The organism is uncultured Jannaschia sp. (genome assembly GCF_947494025.1).
Lineage (GTDB): Bacteria > Pseudomonadota > Alphaproteobacteria > Rhodobacterales > Rhodobacteraceae > Jannaschia.
In genome coordinates this window covers 292,721-308,067 of the sequence record NZ_CANLTQ010000002.1, presented here as the reverse complement: position 1 = coordinate 308,067, position 15,347 = coordinate 292,721, and the positions used below count along the sequence as shown (strand labels likewise).

Below are 15,347 nucleotides of genomic sequence, written 5' to 3'. Positions count from 1 at the left end.
ACGAGTGAAATGGGCATCCGCGAAAAACTGCATGTCATGGTCGTCGACGACATGTCGACCAGCCGTGGCCTCCTGACCCAGGCTCTCGACGCGCTCGGCGTGTGGAACTACTGCGAGGAGAACGACGGCAAGTCCGCGTATCAGAAGCTTCAGCAGAAGCCGGTCCATCTGGTTCTGTCGGACTACAACATGCCCGGCCTCGACGGTCTGGGCCTGTTGGAACATCTCCGCCGCAGCCCCAGGACGCAGAAGACGGCATTCATCCTCGTGACCGGCTCGCCCACGCCCGACGTGGTCACGCGCGGCAAGGCGCTCCGGGTGAACTCGATCCTGAAGAAGCCGTTCACGCCGGCGCAGCTGCGCGACTGCATCGAGAAGGTCGTGGGGCCATTGTGACCGCGCAGGACGCCGCGACCGCGCAGGACGCCGCCAGCCAGTTGCCCCTCGCGGCCTTGATCCGCAACGCCGCGCACGAGGTCGGCCGGCTCCACGATCCGCTGGCGGAACTCGAGGACGTGGCCATCCGCGCCGGCGGACCGGCCCTGGGCGATCGCGCGGTTCGGGCGCGGCTGCAAGCCTTCGACCGGCTTTCGCAGCATGTGCTGGCGTTGTCGGCCTTTCTGGATCGCCTGTCGGCGGTCGTGCCGGAAGGTGTGGGCGTCGACGCGCGCCCGGACATCGTCGCGATTCCGCTCGGGGAGATCCGGAGCGGGCTGCTCGCCGGTCTCGACGACGCGGCACCGGCGATGCCGCGGTCTTCCATCGTGTCCGAGACCCGGGCGCCGAACCCGAACGGGGGTCATGTGGACCTTTTTTGAGCGTGTTCCTTTTCGCTGAACCCGGCTCGGGACGGCACGATATCCGGTCGGGGCAAACCGGCCCTGTCAGAGGGCGCAACGACGGGATCGGGCTTGAATTCCATCGGATCGGTGGCAATCGGAAAGGTTAACGACTAAGTCGGCCTTTGAAGCCACGTCCGGCCAGCTTGCCGTGCCGCTGCGTGAATGCGGTAGCCGGCGCTCAGGTTACGGGCCGCAGGCCAGGTCGAGCGACGCCGAACTGCGAGGAGCGGATGTGAACGAGACAAGGTCCCGAAACCCGGACGCTTCGGCGTCCATTTTCAAGCCGGGCGAGAATTGCTGGCGCGTCGCGCGCGCCGAGAAGCTGGCGCTGATCATCGACGCGGCGGATTACTTCCGGATGCTGCGCGGCATTTTCCTCGAAGCCAAGAGGGAGCTGCTGCTCATCGGTTGGGATTTCGACTTCGAGATCGAGATGCTGCCGGGCGAAAGCGACGGGGACGGTCTCGCGCCCGACGGTTATCCGAACACGCTCGGCCCGTTTCTGGAGGCCGTCGTCGCCCGCACGCCGGAGTTGCACATCTACATGTTGAAGTGGAACGGCGCGGTCCTCGTTGCGCCGGGGCGGTTCCTGCCGACGGTCGCGCTCGACATCTTCGGCGACGACCGGATCCATTTCGCGCTCGACGGTCATCATCCGTTCGGCGCCTGCCACCATCAGAAGATCATCGTCGCGGACAACACCTTCGCCTTCTGCGGCGGCATCGACACGACCGCGGGCCGATGGGACACGCCCGAGCACCTGCCGGGGGATCCGCGCCGCGCGCTTGCGAATGGCACGATCTCCGAGCCGTGGCACGATGCGACTTCCGCGCTGACCGGGCCGGTCGCCGAAGCCCTGGGCGAGCTGTCACGCAATCGCTGGCGACGCGCGACGGGGGAGGAGCTCGTGCCGCCGGACGACGTCCGGCCGATCCTCTGGCCCGATCACCTCCATGTCGATGCGGAGAACGTCGAGGTGGCGATCGCCCGGACCGGGCCGCCCTTCGATGGCGAGGAGCTGACGAACGAGATCGAGCGGTTGATCCTCGACAGCATCGCGGCCGCCCGGCACGTCATCTACGTCGAATCCCAATATTTCGCGGCGGAATCGATCTGCGAGGCGCTGGAGGCTCGCCTGCGGGAGGAGTCGGGACCGGAGATCGTCGTCGTCAACCCCGAGGCGGCGCTGGCCTATGTCGAGGACAGGGCCATGCACGTGCTTCGCGGCCGGCTGGTGGAGCGTTTGCGCGCGGCCGATCACGGCGACCGGTTCCGTATCTACCACCCGGTCAACCGCGAAGGCGAGCCGATCTACGTCCATGCGAAGATCTTCATCGTCGACGACCAGATCCTCCGCATCGGCTCCAGCAACCTGAACGACCGCTCGCTCGGCTTCGATACCGAATGTGACATCGCTTTCGAAGGGGAGCGCCATTCGGTGCGCGCTTTCCGCGCCAGGCTCCTGGCTGAGCATCTCGCCGTGCCGGTCGAGAAGGTCGAGGCGACGCTGGACGAGAAGGGCACGCTGATCGGGGCGATCGAATCCCTCCGCGTGGAGGGCGGCCGGGCCCTGCGTCCCATCGAACGGGTTCCGGAGGATCTGCTCGGAGAGTTCCTCGCCGATACGCGCCTCTTCGATCCGCGCTACGAGCCCGGAGAGCCGGCCGCGGCGGGCCACGGTCTGCGCCCGCGTCACCTCGCGCTGATCGCGGGCGCGGCGGGGCTCGGGCTCGTCGCCTGGCTCGTCTGGCGGCACCGGTCGTTGCCGCGCTAGGGGCGCGGGCCGGACCGGCTGCGGCAAGGCGTCCCGGGCGGAACCAGGATCGCGCACCGAAGGTTGCCTGCCGAACGGCGAGGGAACCGTATGACGCAGAGCAGACCGGCGGGTGCGGAAGCACTGCGCCTCGCCGAGTGGATGCGCAAGACGGATGCGCGCCGGGTGATCCATGTCGCGGCATCCGAGTCCCGGGCCGAAGGGATCGTTCGTTTCCTCGGCGCGACGCATCCGTCGCTCGCGATCCACCTTCTGCCGCCCTGGGATTGCCTGCCCTACGATTGGGCCTCGCCCTCCTCGGCCGCGATGGGCCACCGGTTGGCGGCGCTGCGCGAAGTGGCCGGGGCAGGGGACGCCCCCGCGCTTCTGGTCACGACGCCCGCCGCCGTGATCCAGCGTGTCGTGCCGCGCGGAACGCGCGACGCGCTCGCGCTCTCCGTCGGCGACGCGATGGAGGCGGAGGCCGTGGTGGACCGCCTTGCCGCGCTCGCCTACCACGAGGAGGGGCGCATCGACGAGCCGGGCGAGATGGCCCTGCGCGGCGCGGTGCTCGACGTGTTTCCGGCCGGCCTCGACCATCCGCTGCGCATCGCGTTCGAGGACGGCCGCATCGCCGCGATCCACGTCTTCGACGCCGCCAGCCAGCGGACCGTCGCGGATCGCGACAGCGCGGTGATCGACCCTGCGAGCGAGCTTCCGGCCGAGATCGCGCGCGAGCGCGAGGCGGGGGCGGAACACTGGCTTCCCGACCACCACGATCGGCTCGTCCCGCTTCGCGACGAGGTGCCGGGGGCCCGGCTCTCGGGGAGCCCGGACGCGCTTTCGGCGGTGGGCCGGATCCTGTCCGGCCTTCCGGCCGCCCGTGAGGAGCGGATGCAGGCCGAGGTCGATGGCGGCGGCGCGCGGCGCCCCCTTCCGCCCGACCGGCTCTACCTCGCCCCGGCGGACTGGACGTCCTGGCGAAAGGAAGCGGCGGAGATCGCCCTCGACGGGGTGGTTCCGGCGCCCGTCATCGCCGGCGAGGCCCGGCCGCGTGCGGCCCTGCGGGCGGCGATCGCTGGGGCCGGGCGGACGATCCTCGTCGCGGGTACCGCCCGGGAACGCGCTCGTCTGGCGCGCATGGCCGGGATGGACGCGATCGCCGCCGATAGCTGGTCGGAGACGGAGGAACTCGAGCGTGGCGGCGCCGCCACGCTCGTGGCGCCGCTCGATCACGGTCATCGCGATGGCGCGACGCTGGTGCTGAGCGGGCGCGATGTGCTGGGACGGCAGGCCGCGGCCGCCACCGGCCCGGCCGCACCGCCGCCCTGGATCGCCGAGGCGCAGGAACTGCATCTCGGCGACCTCGTGGTGCATGAGGCGCACGGGCTCGGCCGGCTTGAGGGGCTCGAACCCCTTAACGGCGGGGAGGCCCTGCGCATCGTCTATGGCGACGACGACGTGCGTCTCGTCCCGGCCTCGGAGGCCGGGCATGTCTGGCGCTACGGGCAGGACGAGGACGGCGTGGCGCTCGACCGGCTGGACGGGAAGGGCTGGGACCGCCGCCGCGCCCGCTTTTCCCGCGCCATCCGCGAATCCGCGGAAGCGATGGTCGAGGCCGCGCGCGGCCGCGCCGAGTTGGAGGCGCCGGTCCTGAAACCCGAAGCGGCCGCCTACGAGACGGTCGCCGCCGCCTTTCCGTGGGAGGAAACCCCGGACCAGCGCGCGGCGATCGGCGACGTGCTGTCCGACCTCGCCTCGGGGCGGCCGATGAACCGGCTGCTGGTGGGCGACGTCGGCTTCGGCAAGACCGAGATCGCGATCCGCGCGGCCGCCGCCGCCGCGCTCGCGGGAATGCAGGTCGCCGTCGTCGCGCCGACCACCGTTCTCGCGCGACAGCATGCCACGACCTTCGGCCGCCGACTCGCCCAGGTCGGGATCGAGGTGGCCTCGCTGTCCCGCCTCACGAATCCCGCCGAAGCGAAGCGCGTGCGCGCGGGCCTGGCCGACGGGACGGTCCGGGTCGTGGTCGGCACGCATGCGATCCTCGGCAAGAATGTCTCGTTCGAGGCGCTCGGCCTCGTCGTGATCGACGAGGAGCAGCGCTTCGGGCGGGCTCACAAACGGGCGCTGCGCACGATGGGCGCCGCCGTCCACACGCTTTCCATGAGCGCGACGCCGATCCCCGGATCGCTCGAAGGCGCCATCGCCGGGGTCCGGCCCCTGAGCCTTCTGCGCACGGCTCCGGCCCGCCGCCGCCCGATCCGGACGATCGTCGCGCCGGCCGAGCCCGGTGCGATCCGCGATGCGCTGTGTCGCGAAGCCCGGCGCCGCGGCCAAAGCTTCGTCATCGTGCCGCGGATCGAGGAGATCGAAGCCACGGAGGCGATGCTGGCCGAGCTCGTCCCCGATCTGGACGTCCGGGTCGCCCATGGCGACCGGCCGGCGCGGGAGATCGACGAGACCATGACGGGTTTCGCCGACGGCGCGGGCGACGTGCTGCTGGCGACGACGATCGTCGAATCCGGCCTCGATGTGCCACGCGCCAACACGATGATCGTGTTGCGGCCCGACCTCCTCGGGCTTGCGCAGCTCCACCAGTTGCGCGGGCGCGTGGGCCGCGGCAGCCGGCAGGCCTATTGCTGGCTCCTGACCGACCCGGACGTTCCGCCGAACGAGGCCAGGGAGCGACGCCTCGATACGATCGCGGCGATGGACACGCTCGGCGCCGGGCTCGCCCTTTCGGTCGCCGATCTGGACCGCCGCGGCGCGGGCGACCTTTTCGGTCTGGCGCAGACCGGGCACGACGCACGGGTCGGTCCCGCGCTGCACGCGGCGATGCTGGCCGACGCGCTGCGCAGGGCCAAGGGCGAAGACAAGCCGCCGCGGCCCGAGATCCGGGTGGACGCCCCCTGGAGCCTACCCGAGGACTATATCCACAGCGCCGACATGCGGGCGACGCTTTATGTCCGGCTCGGCCGGATCGACGCGCCGGCGGCGGCGGCGCGCCTCGCCGACGAAGTCGAGGACCGGTTCGGCCCGCCCCCGCCCGAAGAGCGCATGGCGCTGCGGCTCGCCCGGCTCCGCGCGCTCGCGACCCGGCTGACGCTCCGGGGCGTCTCGGCCGGACCGGAGGCGGTGGCGCTCGATTTCGCGGGACAGGCGCCCGACGACGTGCCCGACGACGTCGAACGTTCCGGCAAGCGCCTCGTGCTGCGACGTGCGCTGGAGGCGCCCGAGGCGCGGATCGAAGCGGCGATCGACCTCCTCGAGCGGCTGTCCTGATCCCGACGACGTGAGACCGCGCGGGCCGGGGGTTTGAAACGCCGGAAAAGGACGCGTAACAGGGCGGATCAGCAAACGTGAGGCCCGAGATGGAACGCTTGGACTCCGCGCCGAAGACAGGCGCCCCCGCCCGCCTGTCCGTCGCCCCGATGATGGATTGGACCGACCGGCATTGCCGGGTGTTCCATCGCGTCCTGACGCGTCGGACGTTGCTCTATACCGAGATGGTGACCGCGGCGGCCCTCGTCCGGGGGGGCGCGACGCACCTGCTCGACTTCGATCCCGTGGAGCACCCGGTCGCGCTGCAACTCGGCGGCAGCGATCCGGTCGAGCTCGCGGAGGCGACGGCCCTCGGCGCTGCGCGTGGATACGACGAGGTCAATCTGAACGTCGGCTGCCCGTCCGACAGGGTCCAGTCCGGCTGCTTCGGCGCGGTGCTGATGGAGCGGCCCGCATTGGTGGCGGAGTGCCTCGCCGCGATGGTCCGCGCGGCGGGCGGGGTTCCCGTGACGATGAAGTGTCGTCTCGGGGTCGACGAACAGGACGAAGCCGTCGTGCTGCCCGACCTTCTGTCGCGCATGGCCGATTCCGGAGTCCGGCAGGTGACGATCCACGCGCGCAAGGCCTGGTTGCAGGGATTGAGCCCGAAGGAGAACCGGGAGGTTCCGCCGCTCGACTACCCGCTCGTCCACGCGATGAAGGCGCGGTTTTCCGGCCTTTCCGTCGCGATCAACGGGGGAATCGCGTCGCTGGACGACGCGCTCACGCAGCTTCGGCATGTGGACGGGGCGATGATCGGCCGCGCGGCCTACCACGACCCCGGCGGCGTTCTGCTGCGGGCCGACAGCGTCGTTTACGGAGTCGCCGATTCCTGTCCGGACCGGGCCACGGCGGCCCTGCGGATGGTGCCCCATATCGAGGCGCATCTGGAGGCGGGCGGCAAGCTCGGACAGGTCACGCGACACATGCTCGGCCTGTTCGCGGGCCTTCCCGGCGCGCGCGGCTGGCGGCGGACGCTGTCGGAGGGCGCGGCACGTCCCGGCGCGGGCCCCGAGGTCCTTCATGCCGCTCTGGAACACGTCTCGGCCGCGGCCGCCTGAACCCCCGTTCGCACTGGCCGCGCCCGGCGCCGCAAGATATGGCGGGCGAATTCGTGTCCGGAGAACGCAATGCCCGACGTCGCCATCCTGCTGCCCCTGCTCGCCTTCCTGCTCGCCGTGGGCGCCTTCGCGGGCATCCTCGCGGGCCTTCTCGGGGTCGGCGGCGGGATCGTCCTCGTGCCGGCCTTCTACTACGTGTTCCAGACGCTCGGCTTCGACGGGCCGAACATCATGCAGGTCTGCGTCGCCACCTCGCTCGCCACGATCGTCGTGACCTCGCTCCGCTCCGTGAAGGCGCATGCGGCCAAGGGCGCGGTCGAGTTCGACATCCTCAGGGGATGGGGGCCGGGCATCGTGATCGGGGCATTGCTGGGCTCGCTCACGGCCACGCAGCTGCGCTCGGAAACGCTGACCGGCGTGTTCGCGGCGCTGGCACTCGTCGTGGCAATCTACATGGGCGTGTCCCGCCCGACCTGGCGGATCGCCGACGAGATGCCGCGCGGCTGGAAACGCTACCTCTACTCGCCGCTCGTCGGGTTCCTGTCGGTCCTGATGGGAATCGGCGGGGGCAGCTTCGGGGTGCCGCTGATGACGCTGCACGGCATTCCGATCCACCGGGCGGTCGCGACGGCGGCGGGATTCGGCATCCTGATCGCGGTGCCGGCGGTGATCCTGTTCCTCGCGCTGCCGACGCGGGGGACGTTTCCGCCCTTCACGCTGGGCCTCGTCAACTTGCCGGCCTTCGTGGTCATCGTGGCGATGACCCTGCTGACGGCGCCGCTCGGCGCGAAGCTCGCGCACAGGATGAATCCGGCGCCGCTCAAGCGGGCTTTCGCCTTCTTTCTGCTGCTGGTCGCGCTCAACATGTTGCGCAAGATCCTGACCTAACGCGGCGGACCTTGGCGCGTCAGTCGCCCCGCCCGTCCACCGCGCCGGACCCTGTGCCGCGCGGCCCGGTCCGGAAGTTCCTGCATGACCTGCTGACGCGCCTCGGGCGTCATCCGCGACCAGGCCGCGATCTCGTCCAGCGTCCGCAGGCAACCGGTGCAGAGCCGCGTCTCCGGGTGCACGACGCAGACCCGGATGCAGGGGCTCTCGATCTCGTCGCGCCGCCAGAGCCCGTCGTCGTTCACGCGGCCCCCAGATGGCGGAGGCGGTCGAGCGCGCCCTGCAGGATGTAGCCCGCTGCGACGTGGTCGATCACGGCGGCCCGGCGCTTGCGCGAAGTGTCGGCCTCGAGCAGCGCGCGCTCGGCGGCCACGGTGGAAAGGCGCTCGTCCCAGAAGGCGATGGGCGTGTCGATCCGCCGGGCGAGGTTGCGCGCGAAGGCGCGGGTCGATTGCAGGCGCGGCCCCTCGGAGCCGTCCATGTTGAGCGGCAGGCCGAGGACGATGCCGGCCACCGACCGCGCCGCGAGCAACGCCTCGATGGCGACCGCGTCGGCGGTGAACTTCGTGCGCCGGATCGTCTCGAGCGGGGTCGCGACGGACCGCATCGTGTCGCTCACCGCGACGCCGATCGTCTTGGTGCCGAGGTCGAGCCCCATCAGCGCGCCATAGCGGGGCAGGGCGGCCGCGTAGTCCTCCATCGTCTCGCAGATCATCGGGCAAGCCCCGCATCGTCCGCCGCCTGCGCAAGGAGGTCGAGCGCGTCGGGGCTTCCGGCGAAGACCGACTTCGCCTCCGCGTAGACCGCCGCCGCGTCGTCGGTGCGGCCCAGCACGCCGAAGGAGGTGATGAGCCGCGCCCAGTCGGCGGGCGGGCCGCCCTCGGTCGCGAGGCGCGTGGCGAGGCCTTCGACCATGCCGGCGATCATCGCCACACGGTCCTCCGGCGTCATGTCCGCGCTTGCCGCGATGTCGGCCTCGCCCGGCCCTCGCGGGGCCGGCAGTTCGTCGAGCGCGGTCGGCTCGCCCGCGAGGACGGAGACCTCCTCGATCTGCGCGTAGATGGGCTCGAGCCAGGGATCGTCCGGCGCGCTGTCGGCCACCAGCCGCTGCCACAGGCGGAACGCGAGGTCGGGCCGGCCGCCCTGCGCGTACATGAGCCCGGCATAGTAGCGGGCGAGGCCGTTCTCCGGGTCGCGGCGCACGGCCTCCGAGAAGGCCCGCTCCGCCTCGGGCGAGACGTAGCCGCCAGCGGCGATGACCATGAGCTCCCCCAGAACGGCAAGGTCCTCGCCGCTCGCGCTGTCGCCCCGGATGGCCAGAACCCGGTCCTGCGCCCGCCACGCCGCGCGCATGTCGCCCAGACCCGAGAAGGTCGTGACCGCAAGCTCCCATCCGCGCAGGTCGTCCGGCCGCCCGGCCAGCACCGCGCGAAGGTTTTGCGCCATCCCGGTGACGTCCGGTCGGGACGTGTCGATCCGTTCGGGTGCCGCAACCTCGGCCGCTTCCTGCGAGGGCCGGCCGCGGCGGGCCGCATCGATCCGCTCGATCCGCCCGAGGAGCGGCATGTCCCCGTAGCCCGGCGCGCCGATGGCGAGATAGGTGGTGAGACTGACCGCGACGACCGGCACCGCGACGAGCGCGAGGCCGAGCCAGCGGCCGCCCGGCCCGGTGGCGGCGGCCTGTCGGCGATCGGCCGCGAGGAGGCGGCGCACGACCTCGGCCCGCGCCGCCTCCGCCTCCTCGGGCGCGAGCGTGCCGCGCGTCCTGTCACGCTCCAGTTCGGCCAGTTGATCGCGGTAGATCTCCACGTCCGGCGCCGCCGGCCCGGCGGGGCGGTCGCGCAGAAGCGCGGAGGCGATGGTGGCGATGCAGACGGCCAAGACGAGGGCCGCGACGATCCAGAAAATCATGCGCCGCACCTAGCCCCGTTCGCCCTGCGACAGAAGCCCCACTTGCGGCTTCGTGACCGCGCACGCTACCGGCGATGTCGCGAAACTCCTCGCAGATGCCGCAGCGGGTCAGAAGCGACCGCGACGGCCATGCGAAGGGGAGCCGAGATCAGGGACCGAGAACCGGAGGGCCGCCCGCCCATGCGACGCTTTTCCGCCTTCGCCATCGCGCGCGAGGCCATGCGAAACCACGAGGGCTGGGGCCGGACCTGGGCCAAGCGTTCGCCCGCGAAACGCTACGACGTGATCATCGTGGGCGCGGGCGGGCACGGGCTCGCGACGGCGTATTACCTTGGCCGGAACTTCGGCATCACCAATGTCGGCATCCTCGAAAAGGGCTGGCTCGGCGGCGGCAATACCGGTCGCAACACCACGATCATCCGCTCGAACTATCTGCAGGACCCGTCGGCGGCGATCTACGAGAAGTCGCGCGGCCTCTACGAGACGCTGAGTCAGGAGCTGAACTACAACGTCATGTTCTCGCCCCGCGGCGTGATCATGCTGGCACAGACCCATCACGAGGTCCGCGGCTACAAGCGCACCGCGCACGCCAACGCGCTGCAGGGCGTCGCGACCGAATGGATCGGGCCCGAGCGGGTGAAGGAACTCTGCTCGATCATGAATATCGACGGGCCGCGCTATCCGGTCCTCGGCGGTCTGTGGCAGGCGCGCGGCGGCACCGCGCGGCACGACGCGGTCGCCTGGGGCTATGCCCGCGCCTGCACCGACATGGGCATGGACATCATCCAGCGCTGCGAGGTCACGGGGATCGACCGCGACGGCGAGCGGGTGACCGGCGTCCAGACGACCCAAGGCCCGATCGGCTGCGACAAGCTCGGCATCGTGGTGGCCGGCCATTCCGGTGTGCTGGCCAAGATGGCCGGTTTCCGCCTGCCGCTCGAATCGGTGGCGTTGCAGGCGCTTGTCTCCGAGCCGGTCAAGCCCTGCATGGATGTGGTCGTGATGGCGAACACGGTGCATGGCTACATGAGCCAGTCCGACAAGGGCGAGATGGTGATCGGCGGCGGCACGGACGGCTACAACAACTACACGCAGCGCGGCTCCTTCCACCACATCGAGGAAACGCTGCGCGCGCTTGTGGAGACCTTTCCAATGATTTCCCGCCTGAAGATGCTGCGCCAATGGGGCGGGATCGTGGACGTGACGGGCGACCGCTCCCCCATCCTGTCCAGGACGCCGGTCGAGGGCATCTTCGTCAATTGCGGATGGGGCACCGGAGGCTTCAAGGCGATCCCCGGATCCGGCTTCGGCATGGCGGAGCTGATGGCGAAGGGGTATTCGCCGCTGACCGCGGCCTTTGGACTGGAACGGTTCCGGGAGGGGCGCTTCATCGACGAATCCGTTGCCGCGGGGGTGGCCCATTGATGCGTGCGCATTCGCAAACCACCTTGCGCGTCAAGTTGGTAAATTTGAAAGCAGGTCGTAGCTGGCGAAACTTCGCCGATAATGTATATTGGCGACCGAGTGCAATTTCCATCGAGGCGTCATGCTTTCCCGAATCATTCGCCGGCGACCGCGTGGTCTGGCTCTCGTCCTCGGCGGGGCCGGAGTGGCGATCCTGGTACTCGGCGTCGTCCTGGTCAGCGGTGTGTTCGATCTCGGCGTCGGAGGCGCTCCGCAGGTGCGGATCGACGCTCCGAAGACGGCGCGACTCGTCACGCCCTGACGGAAGGCGGCCGGCAATGGCCGTCCGTGCCATGCGTGACGGGGATGCGTCATGCTTCTGCTGACTTGTCCGAATTGCGGCCTCGCGGTGGAGGAAACCGAACTCGCGCCTGGGGGCGAGGCGCATCTGAAGCGCTTCGGGCCGGATTCCACCGCCGAGCAGTTCGAAGAATACATGTTCCTGCGCGACAACGCGAAAGGCGTGCATTTCGAGCGCTGGCGGCATGCCTATGGGTGCGGCAAGTGGTTCCTTGCCGCCCGCAACACCGCGACGCTGGAGGTCTACGGCACGTATCCGGCCCGGACGACCGAGCCGCCGCAGCATATCCGGGATGAGATCGCGCGGAGGACGGGGGCATGAGCCGACGCCTCAGGACCGGCGGACGGCGCATCGACCGCAGCCGCCCCGTGAGCTTCACGTTCGACGGTCGCGAGATGCGCGGCTTCGCCGGCGACACCGTCGCTTCGGCCCTGCTCGCCAACGGCCAGCTCCTGATGGGGCGCAGCTTCAAGTACCATCGACCGCGCTCCGTCGTGGGGTCCGGCCCGGAGGAGCCGAACGCGCTCGTCTCCATCGGCGAGGGCGCGCGGTTCGAGCCGAACCAGCGCGCCACGGTGCAGCCGCTCTGGGAAGGACTCGTCGCGCGGAGCCAGAACGCCTGGCCGTCGCTTGATTTCGACATCGGTCGGGTCAACGATTACGGGTCGAAGTTCCTGCCGGCCGGGTTCTACTACAAGACCTTCATCCATCCGCGCCCGTTCTGGAAGCATGTCTTCGAGCCCCTCATCCGGCGCGCGACGGGTCTCGGCGCGGCGCCGACCGAGGCGGATCGCGACACCTACGCCCATCGCTACGCCTATTGCGACACGCTCGTGGTCGGCGGCGGGATCGCCGGCCTTGTCGCTGCGCGCGCGGCGGCGGCGGCGGGCGAGCGCGTGATGCTCGTGGAACGGCAGGAACTTTGGGGCGGACGCGCTCCGACCGACGGCGCGACGCTGGATGGACAACCTGCCGCCGAGTGGGTGAGGGACAGCGTGCAAGCCCTTGGGGCGATGGAGAACGTCACGATGCTCCTCCGCTGCGAGGGGTCCGGCGTCTACGATCATGGTTACGTCCTGTGCACCGAGTCGCTGACGGACCATCTGGCCGGGAAGTCCGGCCCCCGGCAACGTCTCTGGCGCGTCCGCGCCGGTCGCGTCGTCGCGGCGACCGGCGCCATCGAGCGACCGCTCAGCTTCGCCGGCAACGACGTGCCGGGCGTGCTTCTGGCCTCCGCGTTGCGTGACTACGTCGTGGATTACGGCGTCTCGCTGGGCGAGCGGACCGTCATCGTGACCAACAACGACGATGCTTACCGGACGGCGAAGGCGCTGCTCGCGGCGGGTCTGCGCGTGCCGGCCATCCTCGACGTGCGCGAGGGAATGAACAGCCCTCTCGTGAACGAGGTCAAGGGGATGGGCGTCCGCGTTCATGCGGGACGCGGCATCGCGAGGGTGCATGGCGACGGGCGCGTCACCGGCGTCTCCGTCTGCGCGCAGTCGGGCGACGGCACCGTGCTGCAGGAGATCCGCTGCGACTGCGTGGCGATGTCGGGCGGTTGGTCCCCGGTCGTGCATCTGTGGTCGCATTGCGGCGGCAAGCTCTGGTGGGACGAGGCCCGCGCGATGTTCCGGCCCGACGCGGACAATCCGCCGACCGGCGCGGACGGCAAGGGCTTCGTGAGCGTGATCGGCGCCGCGAGCGGGGCGCTGAGCACGGCGGAGGTGCTGACAGACGTCGCCGACACGCTGGGCGGTCCGGCGCCCGAGGTCGAGGACATCGCGGAAGGCCCGATCCGGCAAGTCTGGACCATGCCGGAGGGTGCGCCGCACAAGCTGCGCGCGAAGATGTGGCTCGACTACCAGAACGACGTGAAGGTCTCCGACATACGCCTCGCCGCGCAGGAGGGGTTCGAGAGCGTCGAGCACGCCAAACGCTACACCACGCTCGGCATGGCGACCGATCAGGGCAAGCTCAGCAACATCAACGGGCTCGCCGTGCTGGCCGACCGGCTCGACACGACGATCCCGCAGGTCGGCACGACGACGTTCCGTCCGCCCTACACGCCGGTCACCATCGGCACGCTCGCGGGCGAGGCGCGCGGCGTCGCGTTCCAGCCGCTGCGCCGGACGCCGGTCCACGACTGGCACGAGAACCACGGCGCCCATTGGGAACCGGTGGGCCAGTGGCGGCGGCCCTATTGCTACCCAAGGCCGGGCGAAAGCCATGCCGACGCCGTCATCCGCGAGGTTCGGAACACACGCGAGAGGCTGGGACTGCTCGACGCCTCCACGCTGGGCAAGATCCTCGTCCGCGGTCCCGATGCCGGGCGGTTCCTCGACATGCTCTACACGAACATGATGTCGACGCTGAAGCCGGGACGGTGCCGCTACGGGCTCATGTGCGATGAGAACGGCTTTCTGATGGATGACGGGGTCGTCGCGCGGATCGACGATCAGACCTTCCTCTGTCACACCACCACCGGCGGGGCCGAGCGCATCCACGTCTGGATGGAGGATTGGCTGCAATGCGAGTGGTGGGACTGGAAGGTCCACACGCTCAACCTGACGGAGCAGTTCGCGCAAATCGCCGTTGTCGGCCCGAAGGCGCGCGCGGTGCTGGAAAAGCTGGGTGGCATGGACGTCTCGGCCGAAACGCTGCCGTTCATGGCCTGGACCGACGGCACGCTCGGCGGTTTCGAGGCGCGCGTCTTCCGGATCAGCTTCTCGGGCGAGCTCAGCTATGAAATCGCGGTGCCGGCCGGCCAGGGCCGCGCGCTCTGGGACGCGCTGATGGAGGCGGGCGTCGAGTTCGGCGCGATGCCCTACGGGACCGAGGCGCTGCACGTCATGCGGGCCGAGAAGGGCTTCATTATGATCGGCGATGAAACCGACGGAACCATCATCCCACAGGATTTGGGTCTCGACTGGGCGATCTCCAAGAAAAAAGAGGACTTCCTTGGCAAGCGCGGGCAGGGGCGGGACGCGTTCCGAAAGCCCGATCGGTGGAAGCTCGTGGGGCTCGAAACGATCGACGGCTCGATCCTCGAGGACGGCGCCTATGCCATCGCCGACGGCACGAACGAGAACGGTCAGCGCCGGACGGAGGGGCGCGTGACCTCCACCTATTACTCGCCGACGCTCGACCGGGGGATCGCGATGGGCCTTGTCGCGCGCGGGCCCGATCGGATGGGCGAGACGCTTCGCTTCACCCAGATCGGGGGCGAACCGGTGGCGGCACGGATCGTCGATCCGGTCTTTTTCGACAGGGACGGGGAGAAGCAGAATGTCTGACACCACCGTCCTGGCGATGGATCCCGTCGGCCTGATCGCCCTGCGCGGCCCGCTCGACGTGCTCGCCCCGGCCGTCGAGGCGGAGACCGGCTGCGCCCGTCCCGCGCAACGCCTCTCGACCGCGGCGAACGGGATGCGCGTGATGTGGATGTCGCCCGACGAGCTGATGCTGATCTGCGATCACGCGGCAGCGCCCGACATCGCCGCGCGCCTGACTGACCGGCTGGGCGACGCCTTCGCGACGGTCGTCGTGGTGAGCGACGCGCGGGTGCTGTTCGAGCTCACCGGGCCGGGCGCGGTTCTGGCTTTGGCGAGCCTGATGCCCGTGGATTTCGCGCGGCTCGATCCCGCCGAGGTTCGACGCACCCGGATGGCACAGATCCCCGCCGCGATCTGGCGGGAGGGCGCGGCATGGCGGGTCATGTGCTTCCGCTCTGTCGCGCGTTACGCGGAGACGCTACTGCGCGGCGCCGTTCCGGCCTGATCCCCGCCCCGGGGGTTGACCCCGCG

At 70.2% G+C, this 15,347-nt stretch carries 13 protein-coding genes; 10 read left to right on the top strand and 3 right to left on the bottom strand.

Annotated elements, in window-relative coordinates; all coding sequences use genetic code 11:
• Positions 1–9: 9 nt before the first annotated feature.
• The 6 genes from Q1B08_RS05125 (at position 10) to Q1B08_RS05100 (ending at position 7,868) form a co-directional block, all read left to right on the top strand.
• Positions 10–396, top strand: coding sequence for a response regulator (locus Q1B08_RS05125; protein ID WP_299815743.1), 387 nt, complete (start codon positions 10–12; stop codon positions 394–396).
• Positions 393–818, top strand: a complete 426-nt coding sequence (locus Q1B08_RS05120; RefSeq protein ID WP_299815740.1) for a hypothetical protein — start codon at positions 393–395, stop codon at positions 816–818. Before Q1B08_RS05125 ends, Q1B08_RS05120 begins: the two co-directional genes overlap by 4 nt.
• Before the next feature lie 256 nt (positions 819–1,074).
• Positions 1,075–2,616 carry a phospholipase D-like domain-containing protein gene (locus tag Q1B08_RS05115; RefSeq protein ID WP_299815737.1) on the top strand — a complete coding sequence of 514 codons (1,542 nt, stop codon included), beginning with the start codon at positions 1,075–1,077 and terminating at the stop codon, positions 2,614–2,616.
• A gap of 90 nt (positions 2,617–2,706) precedes the next feature.
• Positions 2,707–5,880: a DEAD/DEAH box helicase gene (locus Q1B08_RS05110; RefSeq protein ID WP_299815734.1), complete on the top strand. Its 3,174-nt coding sequence runs from the start codon at positions 2,707–2,709 to the stop codon at positions 5,878–5,880.
• Between the two features lie 89 nt (positions 5,881–5,969).
• A complete protein-coding gene (dusA, locus tag Q1B08_RS05105) occupies positions 5,970–6,980 on the top strand; it encodes a tRNA dihydrouridine(20/20a) synthase DusA (protein ID WP_299815731.1) in 1,011 nt (336 codons plus the stop codon).
• 69 nt (positions 6,981–7,049) lie between these two features.
• Positions 7,050–7,868 carry a sulfite exporter TauE/SafE family protein gene (locus tag Q1B08_RS05100; RefSeq protein ID WP_299815728.1) on the top strand — a complete coding sequence of 273 codons (819 nt, stop codon included), beginning with the start codon at positions 7,050–7,052 and terminating at the stop codon, positions 7,866–7,868.
• Here the strand turns inward: Q1B08_RS05100 and Q1B08_RS05095 are convergent.
• Genes Q1B08_RS05095 through ccmI form a run of 3 tightly spaced genes read right to left on the bottom strand, consistent with a single transcriptional unit; the run spans position 7,865 to position 9,779 of the window.
• Positions 7,865–8,113, bottom strand: coding sequence for a DUF1289 domain-containing protein (locus Q1B08_RS05095; RefSeq protein ID WP_299815725.1), 249 nt, complete (start codon positions 8,111–8,113; stop codon positions 7,865–7,867). The genes Q1B08_RS05100 and Q1B08_RS05095 overlap by 4 nt on opposite strands.
• Positions 8,110–8,583: a Holliday junction resolvase RuvX gene (gene ruvX, locus Q1B08_RS05090; protein ID WP_299815722.1), complete on the bottom strand. Its 474-nt coding sequence runs from the start codon at positions 8,581–8,583 to the stop codon at positions 8,110–8,112. The genes Q1B08_RS05095 and ruvX overlap by 4 nt, the downstream gene beginning before the upstream one ends.
• Complete coding sequence (gene ccmI / locus Q1B08_RS05085) at positions 8,580–9,779, bottom strand: c-type cytochrome biogenesis protein CcmI (RefSeq protein WP_299815719.1); 1,200 nt, start codon at positions 9,777–9,779, stop codon at positions 8,580–8,582. The genes ruvX and ccmI overlap by 4 nt, the downstream gene beginning before the upstream one ends.
• A 180-nt stretch (positions 9,780–9,959) precedes the next feature.
• Here ccmI and Q1B08_RS05080 point away from each other — a divergent pair, with 180 nt between their 5' ends.
• The 4 genes from Q1B08_RS05080 (at position 9,960) to Q1B08_RS05065 (ending at position 15,321) form a co-directional block, all read left to right on the top strand.
• The gene (locus Q1B08_RS05080) at positions 9,960–11,204 is read left to right on the top strand and encodes a sarcosine oxidase subunit beta family protein (RefSeq protein ID WP_299815716.1); all 1,245 of its coding nucleotides are present in this window, start codon (positions 9,960–9,962) and stop codon (positions 11,202–11,204) included.
• A gap of 352 nt (positions 11,205–11,556) precedes the next feature.
• Positions 11,557–11,865 (top strand): sarcosine oxidase subunit delta, encoded by a 309-nt coding sequence (locus tag Q1B08_RS05075; protein ID WP_299815713.1) that lies wholly within the window; start codon positions 11,557–11,559, stop codon positions 11,863–11,865.
• A complete protein-coding gene (locus Q1B08_RS05070; RefSeq protein WP_299815710.1) occupies positions 11,862–14,837 on the top strand; it encodes a sarcosine oxidase subunit alpha family protein in 2,976 nt (991 codons plus the stop codon). Before Q1B08_RS05075 ends, Q1B08_RS05070 begins: the two co-directional genes overlap by 4 nt.
• Positions 14,830–15,321 (top strand): sarcosine oxidase subunit gamma family protein, encoded by a 492-nt coding sequence (locus Q1B08_RS05065; protein ID WP_299815705.1) that lies wholly within the window; start codon positions 14,830–14,832, stop codon positions 15,319–15,321. The genes Q1B08_RS05070 and Q1B08_RS05065 overlap by 8 nt, the downstream gene beginning before the upstream one ends.
• Positions 15,322–15,347: the final 26 nt, after the last annotated feature.

Excerpts from the sequence above, each read along its gene's own strand:
- Q1B08_RS05125 (WP_299815743.1), top strand. The coding sequence starts at position 10 with ATGGGCATCCGCGAAAAACTGCATGTCATGGTCGTCGACGACATGTCG.
- Q1B08_RS05110 (WP_299815734.1), top strand. The coding sequence starts at position 2,707 with ATGACGCAGAGCAGACCGGCGGGTGCGGAAGCACTGCGCCTCGCCGAG.
- dusA (WP_299815731.1), top strand. The coding sequence starts at position 5,970 with ATGGAACGCTTGGACTCCGCGCCGAAGACAGGCGCCCCCGCCCGCCTG.
- Q1B08_RS05100 (WP_299815728.1), top strand. The coding sequence starts at position 7,050 with ATGCCCGACGTCGCCATCCTGCTGCCCCTGCTCGCCTTCCTGCTCGCC.
- ruvX (WP_299815722.1), bottom strand. The coding sequence starts at position 8,583 with ATGATCTGCGAGACGATGGAGGACTACGCGGCCGCCCTGCCCCGCTAT.
- ccmI (WP_299815719.1), bottom strand. The coding sequence starts at position 9,779 with ATGATTTTCTGGATCGTCGCGGCCCTCGTCTTGGCCGTCTGCATCGCC.
- Q1B08_RS05080 (WP_299815716.1), top strand. The coding sequence starts at position 9,960 with ATGCGACGCTTTTCCGCCTTCGCCATCGCGCGCGAGGCCATGCGAAAC.
- Q1B08_RS05075 (WP_299815713.1), top strand. The coding sequence starts at position 11,557 with ATGCTTCTGCTGACTTGTCCGAATTGCGGCCTCGCGGTGGAGGAAACC.
- Q1B08_RS05070 (WP_299815710.1), top strand. The coding sequence starts at position 11,862 with ATGAGCCGACGCCTCAGGACCGGCGGACGGCGCATCGACCGCAGCCGC.
- Q1B08_RS05065 (WP_299815705.1), top strand. The coding sequence starts at position 14,830 with ATGTCTGACACCACCGTCCTGGCGATGGATCCCGTCGGCCTGATCGCC.